Source organism: Streptomyces sp. AgN23 (assembly GCF_001598115.1).
Taxonomy (GTDB): Bacteria; Actinomycetota; Actinomycetes; order Streptomycetales; family Streptomycetaceae; genus Streptomyces; species Streptomyces antimycoticus.
In genome coordinates this window covers 2,105,064-2,123,770 of sequence record NZ_CP007153.1, presented here as the reverse complement: position 1 = coordinate 2,123,770, position 18,707 = coordinate 2,105,064, and the positions used below count along the sequence as shown (strand labels likewise).

Sequence of the window (18,707 nt, the reverse complement as noted above, 5' to 3'; positions counted from 1 at the left end):
AGACCCCGCCGTGCCCGAACCCGCCCCCGACGCCCGCTTCGACGAGCAGAAGTACCGCGAGTACCTCAAGCGCGTCACCAACGACCTGCGCCGCACCCGGCAGCGGCTGCAGGAGGAACGCGACCGCGCCGCCGAGCCCGTCGCCATCGTCGGCATGGGCTGCCGGTTCCCGGGGGACGTCCGCTCGCCCGAGGATCTGTGGGAGCTGGTCGCCACCGGCGGTGACGCGATCGGCCCGCTGCCCGGCGACCGCGGCTGGCCGCTGGAGGACCTCTACGACCCGGACCCCGACCGGCCCGGCAAGAGCTACGTCACCGAGAGCGGCTTCCTCAAGGACGCCGCCGCGTTCGACGCCGGGTTCTTCGGGATCTCCCCGCGCGAGGCCCTCGCGATGGACCCGCAGCAACGGCTGCTGCTGGAGATCAGCTGGGAGGCGCTGGAGCGGACCCGTATCGCCCCCGCCTCGCTGCGCGGTACCGACACCGGCGTGTTCGTCGGCCTGTCGGCGCACAACTACGGCGCGGGCGGGTCCGTACCGACCGAGGTCGAGGGCCACCTGGTCACCGGCACCGCGCCCAGCATCGCCTCGGGCCGTGTCTCGTACACCCTCGGGCTGGAAGGCCCGGCGATGACGGTGGACACCGCCTGCTCCTCGGCGCTGGTCGCCCTCCACCTGGCCTGCGAGGCGCTGCGCCGCGGCGAGTGCGGGCTCGCGCTGACCGGCGGCGTCGCCGTGATCGCCACCCCGACGGTGTTCAGCGAGTACAGCAGGCAGCGCGCCCTGGCCCCCGACGGCCGCTGCAAGTCCTTCTCCGCCGACGCGGACGGCACCAGTTGGTCCGAGGGCTGCGGCATGCTGGTCCTGGAGCGGCTGTCGGACGCACGGCGCAACGGCCGCCAGGTGCTGGCGGTGATCCGCGGCACGGCCCTCAACCAGGACGGCGCCTCCAACGGCCTGACCGCTCCCAACGGCCCCTCGCAGCGCCGGGTGATCGAAGCCGCGCTGGCCGCCGCCCGCGTCACCCCCGACCAGGTGGACCTGGTCGAGGCGCACGGCACCGCGACGCCGCTCGGCGATCCGATCGAGGCCCAGACCGTGCTGGAGGTGTACGGCCAGGACCGCGACGCCGCACGTCCGCTGCGGCTCGGCTCGCTGAAGTCCAACATCGGCCACACCCAGGCCGCCGCGGGCGCCGCGGGGATCATCAAGACCGTCATGGCCCTCCAGCACGGTGTCATGCCCAAGACCCTGCACGTCAGCGCCCCGACACCGGAGGTGGACTGGTCGGCCGGGCATGTCGAGCTGCTCACCGAGGCGCTGCCCTGGCCGGAGGTGGACCGCGCGCGCCGGGCAGCGGTCTCCGCGTTCGGCATGAGCGGTACCAACGCCCATGTGGTGCTGGAGCACGACGCCCGCGTCTGCGAGGACGGAGTCGGCGGAGCGGAGGGAACGGACGATCCGGCCGCCGTGGCCGGGCCGTCGCCCGTCGTGCTGTCGGCCAAGTCCCCCGCCGCCCTGCGGGGCCAGGCCGCCCGCCTCCGTGACCACCTGCTGGCGCACCCCGGCGTCCCTGTCGGCGACGTCGCCTGGTCGCTGGTCACCACCCGCTCGCCGTTCCACCACCGCTCGGCGGTGCTGGCCGCCGACCGCGAGACCCTGCTGGCCGGGCTGGAGTCGCTGACCGGCGACGAGAGCCTGCCGCTCGGCGTGGTCCGCGGCACCGCCGCCGACGGCAGGGTGGCGCTGATGTTCCCCGGCCAGGGCGCGCAGTGGACCGGTATGGCCCGCGACATGTACGCCTCCGTACCGGTGTTCGCCGACGCGCTGCGCGAGTGCGCGGCGGCTTTGGACCCGCTGGTGGACTGGTCCCTCGTCGAGGCCGTCACCGGCAAGGACGAGGAGCTTCTGGAACGGGTGGACGTTGTCCAGCCCGCCCTCTTCGCGGTGATGGTCTCCCTGGCCCGGGTCTGGCAGTCCTGGGGCGTGCCGGTGCACGGCGTCGTCGGGCACTCGCAGGGCGAGGTCGCCGCCGCCTGCGTCACCGGCGCGCTGTCCCTGGAGGACGCCGCCCGGGTCGTGGTGGCCCGCTCCCGGCTGCTGGCCGGGCTGTCCGGGCGCGGCCGGGCCCTGTCCGTCGGCTTGTCGGCGCCGCGTGTCGCCGAGGCCGTCGCCCCCTGGGCCGACGCGCTGTCCATCGCCGCCGTCAACGGCCCCGACTCGGCCGTCGTCTCCGGGGAGAAGGACGCACTGCGGGCCTTCGCCAAGCAGTGCATGGCCGACGGCGTGTGGGCCTGGTGGATCGACGTCGACTACGCCTCGCACTCGCCCGAGGTCGAGTCGGTCCGCGGGGATCTCCTCGCCGCCCTGAAGGACGTCGAGCCCCGCGACACCGACATACCGCTGTACTCCACCGTCACCGGCGCCCGGACCGAGGGCCGGGAACTTGGCGCCGAGTACTGGTACCGCAACCTGCGCGAGACCGTGCGCTTCCAGGAAGCTGTCGAGGCCATGGCCGCTGACGGGTTCACCTTCTTCGTCGAGGCCAGCACACACCCGCTGCTGGCCGTCGGCGTCCAGCAGACCCTGGAGGCCGCCGACCATGAGGGCGTCGTGACCGGTTCGCTGCGCCGCGACTCCGGCGGCGCCGACCGTATGCTGCTGTCCCTCCTGGAGGGATACGTGCAGGGCTTGCCCGCGGACCTCACCCGCGTCCTTGCCCGCGGCGAGCAGGTCATTCTGCCCACCCACGCCTTCCAGCACGAGCACTACTGGCTCATGCCGTCCGCGGCCCGGCTCTCCGACGCCGACGCCCGCTTCTGGGAGGCCGTGGAGCGTCAGGACCTCGACCGGCTCGCCGCCGACCTCGGCACCGGGGAGGGCCTGCCGCAGGTCGTGCCCGCGCTCGCCCGCTGGCGGCGCGAGCGGCGGCTGCACTCCGACCTGGACGCGCTGCGCTACCGGGTCATCTGGCGCACCACCGAGATCCCTCCGGCGGCCGCGCGGGTGCCCGGCCGCTGGCTGCTGGCCGGTGACCTGGCCGAGCTGCCCGCCGCGGAGATCTTCGAGGACACCGCCGTACTGCCCGCGGCCCTCGGCGACCGCGCGGCGCTCACCGGACGGCTGGCGGCTCTGGAGGGCCCCTTCGACGGGGTGCTGTACGCCGGGCACGGCGCCGGAGAGGTGCTTACCCTGGTCCAGGCGCTCGGCGACACCCGGACTGAGGCCCCGCTGTGGTGCCTCACCCGCGGCGCGGTGGCCGCGTCCGCCTCCGACCCGGCCCCCGACCCGGCCGGTGCCGCCCTGTGGGGACTGGGCCGGGTGATCAGCCTGGAGCGCCCCGGGGCGTGGGGCGGACTCGTGGACCTGCCCGCCGGGAGTACCGGCGAGGACGCGGACGCCATGCTGGCCGCCGTCCTGGCCGAGGCCGGCCCCGAGGACCAGCTGGCCCTGCGGCCCGACGGCCTGTACGTCCGCCGTCTCACCACCGCCGCCGCACGGCCCGCCGGTGGCGGCTGGAAGCCCTCCGGCACCGTGCTGGTCACCGGCGGCACGGGAGCGATCGGCGGCCATCTGGCCCGTTGGCTGGCCCGGCACGGCAACTGCTCGCTGGTGCTGCTGTCGCGGCGCGGCCCCGAAGCGCCGGGCGCCGCGGAACTGGCCGCCGAACTGCGCGACGGGGGCACCCCGGTGCGGGTGCTGGCCGCCGATGTCGCCGACCGGGACGAGATGTCCCGGGTGCTGGACACGCTCGCCGCCGAGGGCGAGCCGGTCCGCTCGGTCTTCCACGCCGCCGGGATCGCTCAGAACACCGCGTTGGAGGACATGACCGCGCAGGAGTTCCAGGCCGTCACCTCCGCCAAGGTCGCGGGCGCCGAGGTCCTGGACGACCTGCTGCGCGACAGCGAACTCGACGCCTTCGTCGTCTTCTCCTCCATCTCCGCCATCTGGGGCAGCGCACAGAGCGGCGCCTACGCCGCGGGGAACGCCTACCTCGATGCCCTGGTCGAGCGGCGCCGCGCCCGTGGAGCCGCCGGCACCTCGGTCGCCTGGGGCATCTGGGCCGACGCGGGCATGGTCGACGCGGGGACGGCCGACGTCCTGCGCCGTATCGGCCTGGGCGCCATCCCCCCGGAGCGCGCCATCGCCTCCCTCCAGCGCACCCTGGACGCCGGACAGGACACGGTGACCGTCGCCGACGTCGACTGGGAGCCCTTCGCCGCCGGCTACACCGCCGCCCGCCGCCGGCCGCTGATCGAGGACCTGGAGCAGGTACGGGCGCTGCGCGAGGGCGCGCGGACAGCCGACACGGCCGCCGCGGAGGACTTCCGCGCCCGGCTCGGGTCCCTCGGTCCCGACGAGTGGAAGGGCGCCCTGCTGGACCTGGTGTGCACCGAGGCCGCCGCCGAACTCGGTCTGTCCGACCCCCAGCAGGTGGAGACCAACCGCTCCTTCCGCGACCTGGGCTTCGACTCCCTGGCCTCGGTCGGCCTGCGCAAGCGACTGGACGCCAGGACCGGTCTGACCACACCGGTGACCCTGGCGTTCGACCACCCGTCACCGGCCGCCACCGCCGCCTTCCTGCTCGGCGAGCTGCGTGCCGCCGAAGGTCTCGCCGAGGACGGTGCCGAGACCGCCCTCGACCGGCTGGAGACCGCTCTGGCCGGACTGGAGACCGACTCCGTCGCCCGGTCCCGCATCACCATGCGGCTCACCAGCCTCCTGACCCGCTGGAAGGAGACCGGACAGCTCACGGCGCCGGACGCCGGTACGGAGCCGGCGGACCCCGATGGCACCGGCACCGACACCGCCTCCGACGACGAACTGTTCGATGCCCTCGGCCGCGAGTTCGGCATCTCCTGACCCGGCCCGCTCCCGAAAGGCTTCTCGCCATGCCCCCAGAGACCAGCGCGTCCGCAGAGAGCCGGATGCGCCACTTCATCAAGCAGCTCACCAACGAACTGCGGCAGGCCAACAAGCGCCTCGGCGACCACGAGGCCCGGCAGAACGAACCGATCGCCATCGTCGGCGCCGGTGTGCGGGCGCCCGGCGGCGTCAGTACCTCGGACCAGCTGTGGGAGCTGGTCGAGTCGGGTACCGACGCCATCTCCGGGTTCCCCACCGACCGGGGCTGGGACACCGAGGGCATCTACGACCCCAGCGGCGAGCGGCCCGGCACCACGTACACCCGTGAGGGCGGCTTCCTCTACGGCGCGGGCCGCTTCGACGCCGCGTTCTTCGGTATCTCTCCGCGCGAGGCGCTGGGCATGGACCCGCAGCAGCGGCTGCTCCTGGAGACCACCTGGGAGGCCCTGGAGGATGCCGGGATCGTTCCCGGCACGCTCCGGGGCAGCCGGACCTCGGTCTGGGTGGGAGCCGCCACCCAGGGCTACGGCTTCGACGTCCAGAGCGGCGGTGTCGGCGTCGAGGGCTACGGCATCACCGGCGTCTCCACGTCGCTGCTGTCCGGCCGTCTCTCCTACACCCTCGGCCTGGAGGGCGCCTCCCTGACGATCGACACGGCCTGTTCCTCGTCGCTGGTCTCCCTGCACCTGGCCTGCCAGGCGCTGCGTCGCGGCGAGTGCGACCTGGCGCTCGCCGGAGGGGTGACCGTCATGGCCGCCCCCAGCGTCTTCGTGGAGTTCAGCCGCCAGGGCGGCCTCGCACGCGACGGGCGCTGCAAGTCCTTCTCCGCCGAAGCCGACGGCACCGGCTGGTCCGAGGGCGTCGGCATGCTCGTGGTGGAGCGGCTTTCGGAGGCCCGCCGTAAGGGGCACCGGGTGCTGGCGGTGGTACGGGGTTCCGCGGTCAACCAGGACGGCGCGTCCAACGGGCTCACCGCGCCCAACGGCCCGTCGCAGCAGCGGGTCATCCTCGACGCACTGACCAGTGCCGGTCTCGGTCCGTCGGACGTGGACGCGGTGGAGGCGCACGGCACGGGCACCCAGCTGGGCGACCCGATCGAGGCGCAGGCGCTGCTGGCGACCTACGGCCGGGACCGTGAGGCGGAGCGTCCGCTGTGGCTGGGCTCGCTGAAGTCCAACATCGGTCACACCCAGTCGGCCGCCGGAGTCGTCGGCATCATCAAGATGGTGCAGGCCATGCGGCACGGCACCCTCCCGCCCACCTTGCATGCCGATACCCCGACGGACGCCGTGGACTGGGGTGGTGGTGAGGTGCGTCTGTTGTCTTCTGCTCGTTCGTGGGTGGCGGAGGGGCGTCCGCGGCGTGCGGGTGTGTCTTCGTTCGGTATCAGTGGGACGAATGCGCATGTGATCTTGGAGGAGGCTCCTGTGGTGGAGCCGGCTGCTGAGGCTGTGGTGGTGGAGGGGCCGGTGCCGTTGGTGTTGTCGGGGCGGTCCGGGGAGGCGGTGCGGGATCAGGCTGCGGCGTTGGCCGGGTTCTTGCGTGAGTGTCCTGGGGTGCCGTTGGCGGATGTGGCGTGGTCGTTGGTGTCGGCGCGGTCGTTGTTCGAGGTGCGGGCCGTGGTGCCGGTGTCGGATCGTGCGGGTGCGGTGGAGGCGTTGTCGGGTGTGGTGCCGGTGGTGGCGGGGGAGGGGCGTGTGGCTGCGGTCTTCTCGGGCCAGGGTTCCCAGTGTCCGGGGATGGGGCGGGAGTTGGCGGGGCGTTTCGCGGTGTTCGCGCGGGTGCTGGATGAGGTGTGTGCGGTGGTGGACCCGTTGCTGGGCCGGTCGCTGCGTGAGGTGATGTGGGAGGAGTCGGCGGAGGTGTTGGAGCGTACTGAGTACGCGCAGCCTGCGTTGTTCGCGTATCAGGTGGCGTTGTCGCGGTTGTGGGAGTCCTTTGGGGTGGTGTTCGGTTCGGTTGCCGGGCATTCGGTGGGGGAGGTCGCTGCTGCTGTGGTGGCGGGTGTGCTGAGTTTGGAGGATGCGGCTCGTCTGGTGGTGGCGCGTGGGCGGTTGATGCAGGAGTTGCCCAAGGGCGGCGCCATGGCGGCGGTACAGGCGGCGGAGGACGAGGTCCGGATGCTGACCGATGTCGAGCCGATGGTGGCCGTCGCCGCCGTCAACGGTCCGCGGGCCGTGGTCGTCTCCGGCGAGGAGGAGGCAGTCGAACGTGTCGCCGGTCACTGGCGTGACCAGGGACGGCGTACGACCCGGTTGCGGGTCAGTCACGCCTTCCACTCCCCGTTGATGGAACCGATGCTGGCCGAATTCCGTACGGTGGTCGGGGAGTTGTCGTTCGCGGCGCCGCGGGTGGCGGTGAGTGCGGCGGCGGAGAGCGGGCACGCCTTCGCGTCGGTGGAGTACTGGGTCGATCATGCGCGGCATGCGGTGCGGTTCGCCGATGCGGTCGCCGGGCTGGGTACGGCGGATGTGCTGGTCGAGATCGGTCCCGACGCCGTACTGGCACCGATGCTGGCGGACCGTACGGTCCTGCCCAGCGCACGGCGCGCCCAGGACGAGGTGTCCGCCCTGCTGCACGCGGTGGGACAGGCCCACGCCCACGGCGCCCCCGTGGACTGGTCCTCGCTCCTCACACCCCGCCCGTACGTACCCCTGCCCACCTACCCCTTCCAGCGCCAGACCTACTGGCTCACCGGCTCCGCCCCGCACACCGCGGCGCACGCCGCGACCGACCGCGACGGACGCTTCTGGGACGCCGTCGAACAGCAGGACCACGATGTGCTCACCGAGACGCTCGGCGCCCCCGCCGCCCTGCTGCCCGTCCTGCCCGAGCTGGCCGGCTGGCACCGTGACAGCCGCCGCCGCGAGGCCCAGGACTCCTGGCGCTACCGCGTCGCCTGGCATCCGGCCGCCGAGCCCGTCACCGCCGCCCGGGCCCCCGGCACCTGGCTCGTCGTCCTGCCTGCGGGCGGCGTGCCGGACCAGGCCGCCACGCTGCGCGTACTCACCCGCGTGCTCGCCGACGTGGTGACGGTCGAGACCGGCGCCGACCGCGCGCAGGCAGGCACCGCGCTCGCCGAGGCCGCCGCCGGAGCACCTCCGCTGTCCGGGGTGATCGCCCTGGTCGAGGAGCCCGAACCGCTGCTCGTCCTCCTCCAGGCACTCGGCGACGCCGCGATCGGCGCCCGCCTGTGGTGCCTCACCCGCGGCGCGGTCGCCGCCACTGCCGGAGAGGAGCCCCGCGCATGGCCCGCAGCCGCCTGGGGCCTGGGCCGCGTCGCCTCCCTGGAGCACCCCGACCGCTGGGGTGGCCTCATCGACCTGCCCCGCACCCTCGACGACCGCACCACCGGACTGCTGGCCGGACTGCTCACCGGAGACGGCGCCGAGGACCAAGTGGCGCTGCGCGCGGGCGGCGTGCTGCGGCGCCGGGTCGTCCCCGCACCGGCGCCCGCCACCGGCCGCACCTGGAAGCCCACCGGAACGGTTCTCATCACAGGCGGCACGGGATCGCTGGGCGGATACGTCGCCCGCTGGCTCGCTGCCCGCGGCGCGGTCTCCCTCGTCCTGCTCTCACGCAGCGGCGACAGCGCCCCCGGTGCCGCCGACCTGGCCGCCGAACTGGAGAAGGCGGGCACCCGGGTACGGATCGTGGCCGCCGACGTGTCCGACCGCGAGGAGATGTCCGCACTGGTCCACGGGCTCGCGGCGGACGGCGAGCCGGTCCGGTCCGTCTTCCACGCCGCCGGTGTCGGACAGAACACCCCGCTCGCCGACATGGACCTGGCGGAGTTCCGTACCGTGGCCGCCGCGAAGACCGCGGGCGCCGACGTCCTCGACGAACTCTTCCACGACGACGACCTCGACGCTTTCGTGCTGTTCTCCTCGGTCTCGGGCGTTTGGGGCAGCGGCCACTACGCCGCCTACGCCGCCGGCAACGCCTACCTCGACGCCCTCGCCGAACGCCGCCGCGCCCGCGGCGTCACCGCGACCGCCGTCGCTTGGGGCGTCTGGGGCGACTCCGCCATGGTCGGACCGGAGGGTGGCCGGCAGTTGCGTCGCCGCGGCCTGGTGCCGATGGACCCCGCCGACGGCATCGCCGCACTCGGACGGGCCCTGGACGGCAACGAGACCACCCTCGTCGTCGCCGACGTCGACTGGGAGCCCTTCCTCGCCGGCTATACGGCTGCCCGGCCGCGCCCGCTGATCGGGGAACTCCCCCGGGTACGCGAGCTGTTGGCGGCACGCGACGAGACGGCCTCCCCGGCCGATCACGGAGATGTACGCCGCAGGCTGGCCGCCCTGCCCGCGGAACAGCGGCACGAGGAACTGGCCGCGCTCGTGCGCGGCACGGTGGCCGCGGTACTCGGGCACACCGACCCGGCCTCGGTCGGCGACGACCAGCCCTTCGTGGAGCTGGGCTTCGACTCCCTGTCGGCCGTCGAGGTCCGCAGCAGGCTCAACCTGGCCACCGGCCTCGACCTGCCCGCCATGCTGGTCTTCGACCACCCCACGGTCACCGACGTCTGCGCCTTCCTCCAGAAGGCGCTCGACCACGGCGCCTCCGCGCCGGCCGCCGCCGGAAAGGCCGGAGAGGAGAGCGTCGACGCCACCGAATCCTTCGCGGCGGTATACCGCCAGGTCGCCCTGCGCGGCCGGATGGCGGAGGTCGAAGCCCTGCTCAGCGGCGCCTCCGGACTCCGCAGGCGCTTCACCGACGCCTCGGAGGCCCGCACCGGCACCGGCTACGTACGGCTCGCGAAGGGCGACCGGGACCCCGTGGTCGTCTGCCTGCCGCCGTTCGCGCCCGTCGAGCAGTCCCTCCAGTTCGCCCGCCTGTCGACCTTCTTCCGTGACCGCCGTGATCTGTCGATGGTGACCGTGCCCGGCTTCCTGCCCGACGAACCGCTCGCCGACGGCATCGACGTCCTCGTGGAGGTCCTGGCCGACGCCACACTGCGCTGCGCCGACGGCAAGCCCTTCGTGATGCTGGGCTACTCCTCCAGCGGCTGGCTCGCCCACAGCGTCGCCACCCGTCTGGAGGCCACCGGCACCCCGGCGAAGGGCGTCGTCCTGCTGGACACCTACCTGCCCGACAGCATGCCCCTGTCGGTCCGGCAGGCTATGACGTACGAGGTCAACGAGCGCCGTGCACGGTTCACCACCATGAATTTCACCTCGCTCACGGCCCTCGGCACCTACCGCAAGCTGTTCCGCGGCTGGACCCCCGAGCCGATCACGGCGCCGACGCTGTTCCTCCGCCCCGGGGACTGCATCCCCGGTGACCCCGAGGCACCGCCCATCACCGAGGACTGGCGCGCCCACTGGCCGCTGCCGCACACCGAGGCCGTCATCCCGGGCGACCACTGCACCATCGTCGCGGAGAACGCCGGAGAGGCCGCCGCCGTGGTGCACGACTGGCTCGACGCCCTGTGACCCCCTTCCCCCTACACCCCCTCTGGAGAGCACCATGGCACCCCCCCTGCGCACCATCGGCGTGGTAGGAGCCGGCTGTATCGGCGCGAGCGTCTGTGTCGACCTCGTCATCCACGGCTTCCGTGTCGTCGCGGTCGACACCGACCAGACGGCACTGGACGAAACCCGCCGGCTGCTGCGCGAGACCAACCGCTTCCTGCCCGCGGTCCGCCCGGGGCTGGAGCGGCTCCCCGCCGCCACCGCCGACGAGCGGCTGGTCACCAGCAACGAGCTGGACGCCCTGGCCGAGTGCGAGTTCGTGGTGGAGAACATCAGCGAACGCTGGGAGGCCAAGCGCGACCTGTACCGCAAGCTGGACACGGTGCTGCCCGCCGGGGTCGGCATCGGCGTCAACACCTCCAGCATCCCCATCGGCCGGCTGGCCGCCGAGACCACCCGGGCCGAGCACATCGTCGGCATCCACTTCATGAACCCCTCGTACCTCAAGGACGCCGTCGAGGTGATGTGCGGGGACGACACCTCCGGCAAGTGCCTCGACCACGCCAAGGAGATCCTGGGCCTCCTCGGCAAGCAGTCCGTGGTGGTGAGCGACTTCCCCGGATTCGTCAGCAACCGCATCTCGCACCTGTTCTTCAACGAGGCGATCCGCACCGTGCAGGACCAGGGCGAGCTGCCCGAGGTGGTCGACGACATCTTCAAGAAGTGTTTCGGCCACACCATGGGCCCGCTGGAGACCGCGGATCTGATCGGCCTGGACACGGTGCTGCTCACCCTCGAATACCTCCACGAGAGCTACCAGGACGACCGCTACGAGGCGTGCGGCATGCTGCGCGAAATGGTCGCCGCCAACCGCCTGGGCCGCAAGAGCGGCCAGGGCTTCTACCACTACCGCGGAACCGCCGCGGCGAACACGACAAGGAACGCACGATGACCCAGCTCACCACCGAAGACATCGACCGGACCCTCCTGCAGTACCTGGCGTCCCACAGCACCGACACCGAGCCGACCCGTGACGAGGACCTGTTCGAGACCGGCCGCGTCAACTCGCTGTTCGCCATCCAGCTGATGAGCTTCCTGGAGAAGACCTTCGAGGTCGACGTCGACGTCGACGACCTGGACCTCCGCAACTTCGCCAGCATCGCCAAGATCACCGACTTCGTGCAGCGCAAGCAGCTCGAAGCGAATCCCGCCTGACCCGAAGGAGAAGAACACACTGTGGACAGGCTGCTGACACCGGACGAGCGGGAACACCGCGGCCGGATGCTCAAACTGGTGCTGGACCGCTGGGAGGATCAGGCCCACACCTGGGAGAGCGGGGAGCTGCTGCCCGAGGAAGTGGTCGTCTGGTGCGCCGAGCAGAAGCTGACCGGTGCCCCGCTGCCCGCCTCGGTCGGAGGCGGCGGCTGGAGCGCCATGGAGTCCGGACTGCTGTACGAGGCCCTGGGCCGCGTCAGCATCTCGCTGGCCTCGCTGGTCAACGTGCACGGGATGATGGCGCAGACCCTCACCCGCTGGGGCACCGCCTGGCAGCACGAGCACATCATGCCCGCTCTCGGCTCGGGGGAGCGGATCGCCGCGATCTGTATGACCGAGCCGCACGCGGGCAGTGACCTGAGCGGCATCACCACCACACTGAGCGAGCGTGACGGCCGGCTGCTGCTCAATGGCACCAAGGTGTACATCACCTTCGGCCAGCGCGCGGACGACCTGCTGGTCTTCGTCCAGCGCGACGGCAAGTCCGAGGCATGCCTGGTCCGCCGTGACGCCCCCGGGGTCACCATCGAGCCGATGGGCGACATGCTCGGCCTGCGCGCGGCGGGCCTGGCCCGGATCGTCTTCGAGGACTGCGTCATCGCCCCGGAGGCCGTCGTCGGCAAGCCCGGCTTCGCCGTTCCGGTGCTGGTCCCCACCGCCCTGGAACACGGTCGGCACGCCGTCGCCTGGATGGCGCTGGGCATGCTGGAGGCGTGCTTCGAGGAGTGCGCCCGGTTCGTGCGCACCCGCAAGACGTTCGGCAGCACCCTGATCGAGCACGGCCAGATCCAGACCCTGGTCACTCGGATGGGCGCTGACCTGGAGGCCGCGCGCCACCTGTGCGTGGCCGCCTCGCGGGCGATGCAGGACAAGGCACCGGAGACGATGCGGGCGGTCCTGCTCGCCAAGTACTTCGTGTGCCGTGTCGCCGAGGAGCACACCGCCTCCGCGGTGCAGCTGCTCGCCTCGTCCGGTGTCTCGGAGCGCTCCGTCACGGCCCGCGCCTACCGGGACAGCAAGGTCCTCAACATCATCGAGGGCACCGAGCAGATCCTGGAGCGCACCCTCGCCCCGATGCTCGTCAACGGGGCGGGAGGCTCGCGGTGAGCGTGGCACGGACGGACACCGCGCCGGACGGGCCCGGCGAGCGGGAACTGCTCGCCGCGGCCCTCCTGGCGCTGCACCACGTCACCCACGACCCCGTACCCCGGGCGCGCGTCGTGCCGCCGGTGGGCGCGCCCCGTACGGTCGCGGTGCCGGTGGACCCGGCGGTGTCCTTCAAGGAGTTCGCCGACCGTGTCCAGGCCGCCGCGGACGGCACCGGGGCCGCGGACGGCGGCTCCGGGGACACGCCGGAGCTGCTGGTGACCCGCGCGCCGGACACCCCCCGCGACGGTTACCGGCTGGTGCTCGACCTCAGCGGCGCGGAGCCGTCCGCGGGGCATGACGGGGCACCCGACGGCCCCCTGGAGGCTGACGCGCTGGTTCAGGTCCACCGGACCGTGCTGGAGCATGCACTCGCCGACCCTGGCCTCCCGGTCGGCAGCCACCCGCTGCTGCGCGAGGAGGACCGGGCCCGGGTACTGGAGGAGTTCAACGCCACCGCGCGGGACTTCCCCTGGGACGCGACGTTGCACGGCGTCTTCCGCGAACAGGCCGCCCGTACCCCGGACGCGGTCGCTGTCAGTACGGACACCACCTCGCTGACCTACCGTGAACTCGATGAGCGCACCGACCGGCTGGCCGGCCGGCTCGCCGCGGACGGTGTGGGCCCCGGTGACGTGGTGGGCGTGCTCAGCGACCGCTGCGCCGAACTGCCGGTCGCCGTCCTCGGCGTGCTCAAGGCCGGTGCCGCCTACCTCCCGCTGGACCCGTCCGCCCCCGCTCTCCGTCTGCTCGATCTCGTCGAGCGGGCGGGCACGGTCCGGGTGCTGGTCCAGCCGGGCGTGATGGCCCCTGAAGGACTGGCGGCACCGGTGACGGCGCTGGACGAGCCTGGTCTGTACGACGGGCGGCACGAGGTCCCGGCCGGCCGCGGGGGGCCGGAGGACCTGGCGTACGTCATCTACACCTCCGGCTCGACGGGCCGCCCCAAGGGGGTCATGGTCGAGCACCGCTCGGTGGTCAACCGGCTGGCGTGGATGCAGCGCCAGTACCCGCTGACCGGGCAGGACACCCTGCTGCAGAAGACGCCGTTCGTTTTCGACGTCTCGGTGTGGGAGCTGTTCTGGTGGTTCTTCGCCGGTGCCCGGCTGCATCTGCTCGCCCCCGGAATGGAGCGCTTCCCGCTCGCCATCGCCGCCACCGTGCGGGCCCAGGGCGTCAGCGTGCTGCACTTCGTCCCGTCGATGCTGAACATGTACGTCGAGTACGTGCGCGGCAAGGGCGCCGAGGCCTCGGGTGACCGGCTGCGCTGGGTCTTCTCCAGCGGCGAGAGCCTGTCACCGGCCGCGGTCACCGCGTTCGGCGAGGTCTTCGGCGGCCGGGGGACCCGGCTGGTGAACCTCTACGGGCCCACGGAGGCGACGGTCGACGTCACCGCGTACGACTGCCCTGCGGACCAGGGCACGGCCAGTGTGCCCATCGGCCGCCCGGTGGACAACACACGGGTGTACGTCATGCGCGGCAGCAGCCCCGCGCCGGTCGGCGTGTGGGGCACGATGTTCCTGGCCGGTGTGCAGGTGGCGCGCGGATATCTCGGTGACCCGGAGCTGACCGCCCAGCGGTTCGTGCCTGAGTTCGGCGGCGGGCCGGGGCTCATGTACGACACCGGAGACATCGGGCGCTGGCTGCCCTCCGGCGAGCTCCAGTTCCTGGGCCGCGCTGACGACCAGATGAAGATCCGGGGTATCCGTATCGACCCCGGTGAGATAGAGGCCGCGCTACTGGAGTTCCCCGGAATCACTGAGTGCGTCGTCGTGGTCGACCGGCCGGACCCGACGCTGGCGGTGCTGCGCGCGGCGGTCGCCGGGCCGGGTGAACCGGTCCCGGAGGAGGTGCGCGCACACATGGCCGCGCGGCTGCCGCAGTACATGCTGCCCGCGGTCTACCACCGCTTCGAGCAGCTGCCGCGCACCGGCAGCGGAAAGCTCGACCGCCGTACCCTGCGCGACCCGGAATGGGCCGACCAGCACGGCACCCGGTGGTGAACCGGCCCGGCGCGAACCGTGCGCGGGGCCGTGCCGGAGCCGAGGCGGCCCTCACGGACGGTGGCTCCGGAACCGCCCCGGTGCGGGACAACGGCAGCGCCCGCGGCCGGTCTTCGGCGCTCTGACGGGGATGGACACCGTGGTGTTCACCGCGACCTACGCGGACATCCCCGCCCATCTGCCGGTGCCCGGACCCTTCCGTGAGCTGCTGCGCGAGCGGTTCGTCCTGGCCCACGGGGTGCTCGGCAAGATCACCGAGTCCACCGGGGCCCTGTGCCTGGACGTCACCGCCGCCGCGGAGTGGTCCCGGCCGGACATGTGGTCCGAGGACGGTCTACACCCCACCCCACGTGGCCACCAGTGGTTCGCCGAATCGATCGCCGACCTGCTGGAGCGTGCCACCGGGACGCCCTGCCGACCGCGATGTTGAGAAAGGATGAATCGCGCTGGGGTGTGGGTTCGATGCCGTGGGCTTGGAGGATTTCCCGGACAGTGGAGGGGGCGAGCCTGATTTCCAGCGCGGCGAGTTCGCCGTGGATTCGCCGGTAGCCCCAGTTGGGGTTCTCCCGGGCCAGGCGGAGGACGAGGGCTTGGACGCTGCGGATGGTGGGCGGTCGGCCCGGCCGTTTCGGGCGGGAAACCTTGGTGTGGCGACGGCGGAGCAGATCGCGGTGCAGCACGACTGATCATCCTGGCGTACCCATCCGGCGCTCCTCCGCCGTATCGGAGAACATGCAGGTCACACGCTATGGATGAGGTTTTCGGCACCCACACGCCGGGGCAGTCGATCCCTACCCGCCTTGCGGCCGCTGGCACGGCGGCGGGAGCCGCGGCGGTCAGGAGGGGCACGGTCAGCGCGGCGGCCGCCAGCTCGGGAGAGATGGTTCACGCCCACATTGAAAGACCACCGCTCCACTCGGGCGGGCGCCGGTAGGAGAAACCACACGATCGGGGAACGGTACTTACTCCTGGAAGAGCAGGGATGCGATGAAACTCGAGAACGTCGACGCCGGCCAGCTGAACCAGAGGCCACAGAAACCCATGGCATTGGGTCATGACGCAGCGTCGCGCGAGCTGCCGTCGGACGGGGCGATGCCGTCGGCGCGATGCGGCCCTGGGGCGTTGAGCCCGTAGTGGTCGCCGATCATCCGCAGCGTGAAGCAGGCGACAGCCGCCCCCAGCGCGGCGGGCACGCCGTAGACGCCGGTGCGTTCGCAGGCGACGGTGATCCCGGCCCCCAGCAGCGCGGGGATCGCGTACAGGTCTGCGTACAGCACCGTCGGCAAGCGCAACACCAGCACGTCGCGCAACGTGCCGCCGCCGACCCCGGTCACCACGCCGAGCAGCACCGCCTGCGGCGCGCCGATGTGATACTCCAACGCGGTGGTCGCGCCGGTGACCGCGAACAGACTGAGGCCGGCCGCGTCGAACACCATGATCAGCGTCCTGTAGCGCTCCAGGTGCCGCCACAGCAGGAACGTGACCATGCCACCGGCTACCGCGACCGCCAGGTACCGCCAGTCGCTGAACGTCGCCGGGGGCAGTGCGCCGGCGAGCACGTCCCGGAGCACGCCGCCGCCCAGGGCGGTCACCATGGCGAGCGCGAGCACGCCGACGATGTCCAGACGTGCCACCCGCGTCGCCGTGAGCGCGCCGTTCAACGCGAACGCGAAGGTGCCCAGCAGGTCGAGTACGAGGTGCAGCACTCCATAGCCATGCATCGTCGACCCCTCACACGTCCCGCCGTCGCTCCTCTTGAAGCCCTCGGCACTGTCTCACCAGGTCACAGTGCGCGCACCGCCTTGACCCGAACGGCCGACACGCGATGCGCGACCTGTCGCCCCGCTGACACCCTGGACCCCGCGGGACCAATGGCGGGCGAGCGACATCTGGTGGGGGCGCAAGCGGAGGGTAACGCTGTGACAAGACGTGACGGTGACACGGAACAGGGCGCGGTGGTGCTGATCGCCGGACGGAGCTGGGACGGACTGGCGGACCGGCCCTCCGGACACACCGAGGTGGTGGTGCGCAACGGTCGGATCGCCGAGGTCGGGCCGGCTGTCGACCGCGCCGGCACCGAGGTAGTCGAACTCGGCGATCGCATGTTGCTGCCGGGACTGATCGACTGCCACATCCACACCACCGTCGATCCCAGCCGGCTCCTGCGGGCCTTCGTATCCGACGGGTCCGCGGCGATCGCGCTGCGCGCCTTGCCGGTATTGCGTAACCTGCTCCACCGTGGCTTCACCACCATCCGCGACCTGGCCACCTTCGCCGCCGAGCCGGTCACGCTGTACCTGCGCAACGCCATCGCCCGTGGTCACATCGTGGGACCACGAATGATCGTCGCGCCGTACCTGATCTCCGCGCGAGGCGCGCATGGCGACGCCTCGACATTGCTCGCGTCACACTTCAACCGTGAGATCGGCGCACTGGCAGACGGAGCGGATGAGATCACGCGCAGGGTGCGCGAGAACATCCGTGCCGGCGCCGACTGGATCAAGTTCGGAGCCACCGGCGGCTTCGCTACGCCCGCCGACGATCCCACACAGACCACCTACACGCAGGAGGAGATGAACGCGCTGGTCGCCACAGCCCGCGACCTGGGCATCCCCTGCACACCGCATGCCTACGGCGACGCGGGCGTCTCGCGTGCCGTCACCGCCGGTGTTCGCTCGATCGAGCACGGCAACCTCGCATCGGCATCGACACTGACCCAGATGACAGAACGGGGCGTGTTCCTCGTGCCGACCCAATTCATGGTCCTCGACGCGCTCGACCACCTCGACGACGACAGCTACTGGGAGGGTAAGGATCCAGCGGAACGGGTGAAGTTCACCCGTTACGCCGACCAGCTCCGGGAGTCCGCGCACAACGTCGCCGCGAGCAACGTGCGCATCGCGTTCGGCACCGACGCCGGCATGTTTCCGCACGCCGACAATTGGCGCGAGTTTCCAGCGATGGTCACGACCGGTATCGCCACCGTGCGGGCCCTTCGCGCTGCCACCAGCGTCGCCGCCGACCTGCTCGACCGGCCCGACCTCGGACGCCTCCAGCCCGGCGCGACCGCCGACCTGGTCGCGCTGCCCGCCGACCCCTTCGACGACATCACGGCCGTTGCGGGCATCGACTTCGTCATGCAGGACGGCGCCGTGCACCGGACTCCCATCCAGTGACAGCAGACCTGACCACGCTGTCCGCCCCGTTCCACCATGGTCGAGAGGACATCCGCGAGACCACCTGGCCGTGTTGCTCGATGAGCGCGTGCCCTGAAGGTTGTCTTTATCGCCGTGCGGTGGCCGTGCTCTCCGCCGCCTGGTGAGAGAGAACCCGACCTGGCGGTACACCAGGAGACCCAGGCCAACAAAGGCTTCGCTGTCACGGCCCGCGCCCGGCAAGACGCGGTGCCGTGTCCGGTGTGCGGGACGCCGACGGCGAAGGTGCACGGGTACCACGGGCGGATGGTGACGGACGTGCCGGTCGATGGCCTGAACTGGCACCGCCGTCTGGTGCGCTGGAAATGGCGTCAAGCACCGGTCGGACCCGGTCGTCCGCCGTTGCCAGAAGAAACAGTCGCGCTCATCCAGCGCCTCGCGCGAGAGAATCTGACCTGGGGATACGTCAGAATCCAAGGGGAGCTCCGACGGCTCGGTCATCGGGTTGCCGCCGCCACGATCCGGCGCGTTCTACGCCGCTCCGGTCTGCCGCCCGCACCGCAGCGCGCAAGCCAGCAGACCTCGCGTACCTTCCTCCGCACTCAGGCCCACACGCTGCTCGCCTGCGATTTCATGCACGTGGACACCGTCTCCCTCAGACGCCTCTACGCGTTCTTCGTCATGGAGATCGCCACCCGGCGCGTGAACATCCTGGGCGTCACCGCCCGCCCCACCGGCGCATGGGTCACCCAGCTCCTGCTCAACGAGTACCACACCACGCCGCTCCGACTGCCTCACCACCGACGGAGAACGCCCAGCTCAGCAGCCTGATCGGAATCATGACACC

10 protein-coding genes and 1 pseudogene are annotated in these 18,707 nt (G+C 71.9%); 10 read left to right on the top strand and 1 reads right to left on the bottom strand.

From position 1 onward, the window contains the following. The first annotated feature begins 10 nt into the window (after nucleotides 1-10). The 7 genes from AS97_RS09410 to AS97_RS09380 all read left to right on the top strand — a co-directional run bounded on the left by AS97_RS09410 (nucleotide 11) and on the right by AS97_RS09380 (nucleotide 15,135). Entirely contained in the window at nucleotides 11-4,861 is a 4,851-nt protein-coding gene (locus AS97_RS09410) for a type I polyketide synthase (protein ID WP_210564691.1), read from the top strand. A gap of 29 nt (nucleotides 4,862-4,890) precedes the next feature. Next, nucleotides 4,891-10,302, top strand: coding sequence for a type I polyketide synthase (locus tag AS97_RS09405; protein ID WP_247204294.1), 5,412 nt, complete (start codon nucleotides 4,891-4,893; stop codon nucleotides 10,300-10,302). Nucleotides 10,303-10,336: 34 nt separating this feature from the next. Beyond that, entirely contained in the window at nucleotides 10,337-11,233 is an 897-nt protein-coding gene (locus AS97_RS09400) for a 3-hydroxyacyl-CoA dehydrogenase family protein (RefSeq protein WP_059149108.1), read from the top strand. Then, entirely contained in the window at nucleotides 11,230-11,496 is a 267-nt protein-coding gene (locus tag AS97_RS09395; RefSeq protein ID WP_059149107.1) for a phosphopantetheine-binding protein, read from the top strand. Before AS97_RS09400 ends, AS97_RS09395 begins: the two co-directional genes overlap by 4 nt. Before the next feature lie 21 nt (nucleotides 11,497-11,517). Next, on the top strand, nucleotides 11,518-12,663 hold the full coding sequence (locus tag AS97_RS09390) for an acyl-CoA dehydrogenase family protein (RefSeq protein WP_086706696.1): 1,146 nt from the start codon (nucleotides 11,518-11,520) through the stop codon (nucleotides 12,661-12,663). Then, nucleotides 12,660-14,705, top strand: a complete 2,046-nt coding sequence (locus AS97_RS09385) for an amino acid adenylation domain-containing protein (RefSeq protein ID WP_210564690.1) — start codon at nucleotides 12,660-12,662, stop codon at nucleotides 14,703-14,705. The genes AS97_RS09390 and AS97_RS09385 overlap by 4 nt, the downstream gene beginning before the upstream one ends. A 130-nt stretch (nucleotides 14,706-14,835) precedes the next feature. Next, nucleotides 14,836-15,135 carry a hypothetical protein gene (locus AS97_RS09380; protein WP_210564689.1) on the top strand — a complete coding sequence of 100 codons (300 nt, stop codon included), beginning with the start codon at nucleotides 14,836-14,838 and terminating at the stop codon, nucleotides 15,133-15,135. Nucleotides 15,136-15,757: 622 nt separating this feature from the next. Here AS97_RS09380 and AS97_RS09375 read toward each other — a convergent pair. After that, the gene (locus AS97_RS09375; protein ID WP_236669629.1) at nucleotides 15,758-16,411 is read right to left on the bottom strand and encodes a TRIC cation channel family protein; all 654 of its coding nucleotides are present in this window, start codon (nucleotides 16,409-16,411) and stop codon (nucleotides 15,758-15,760) included. A 249-nt stretch (nucleotides 16,412-16,660) separates the two neighbouring features. Here AS97_RS09375 and AS97_RS09370 point away from each other — a divergent pair, with 249 nt between their 5' ends. The 3 genes and pseudogenes from AS97_RS09370 (at nucleotide 16,661) to AS97_RS09365 (ending at nucleotide 18,691) form a co-directional block, all read left to right on the top strand. Next, nucleotides 16,661-17,881: an amidohydrolase family protein gene (locus AS97_RS09370; RefSeq protein ID WP_236669630.1), complete on the top strand. Its 1,221-nt coding sequence runs from the start codon at nucleotides 16,661-16,663 to the stop codon at nucleotides 17,879-17,881. A 159-nt stretch (nucleotides 17,882-18,040) separates the two neighbouring features. Continuing rightward, nucleotides 18,041-18,193, top strand: a pseudogene (locus tag AS97_RS47090) (ISL3 family transposase); the annotation flags it as partial. Further along, on the top strand, nucleotides 18,167-18,691 hold the full coding sequence (locus AS97_RS09365; protein ID WP_210567458.1) for a helix-turn-helix domain-containing protein: 525 nt from the start codon (nucleotides 18,167-18,169) through the stop codon (nucleotides 18,689-18,691). The pseudogene AS97_RS47090 and the gene AS97_RS09365, both read left to right, overlap by 27 nt. The last annotated feature ends 16 nt before the right edge of the window (nucleotides 18,692-18,707 follow it).

What these genes read in the sequence shown, in the direction of transcription:
- AS97_RS09405 (WP_247204294.1), top strand. Translation starts at nt 4,891, where the DNA reads ATGCCCCCAGAGACCAGCGCGTCCGCAGAGAGCCGGATGCGCCACTTC.
- AS97_RS09400 (WP_059149108.1), top strand. Translation starts at nt 10,337, where the DNA reads ATGGCACCCCCCCTGCGCACCATCGGCGTGGTAGGAGCCGGCTGTATC.
- AS97_RS09395 (WP_059149107.1), top strand. Translation starts at nt 11,230, where the DNA reads ATGACCCAGCTCACCACCGAAGACATCGACCGGACCCTCCTGCAGTAC.
- AS97_RS09380 (WP_210564689.1), top strand. Translation starts at nt 14,836, where the DNA reads ATGGACACCGTGGTGTTCACCGCGACCTACGCGGACATCCCCGCCCAT.
- AS97_RS09365 (WP_210567458.1), top strand. Translation starts at nt 18,167, where the DNA reads ATGGTGACGGACGTGCCGGTCGATGGCCTGAACTGGCACCGCCGTCTG.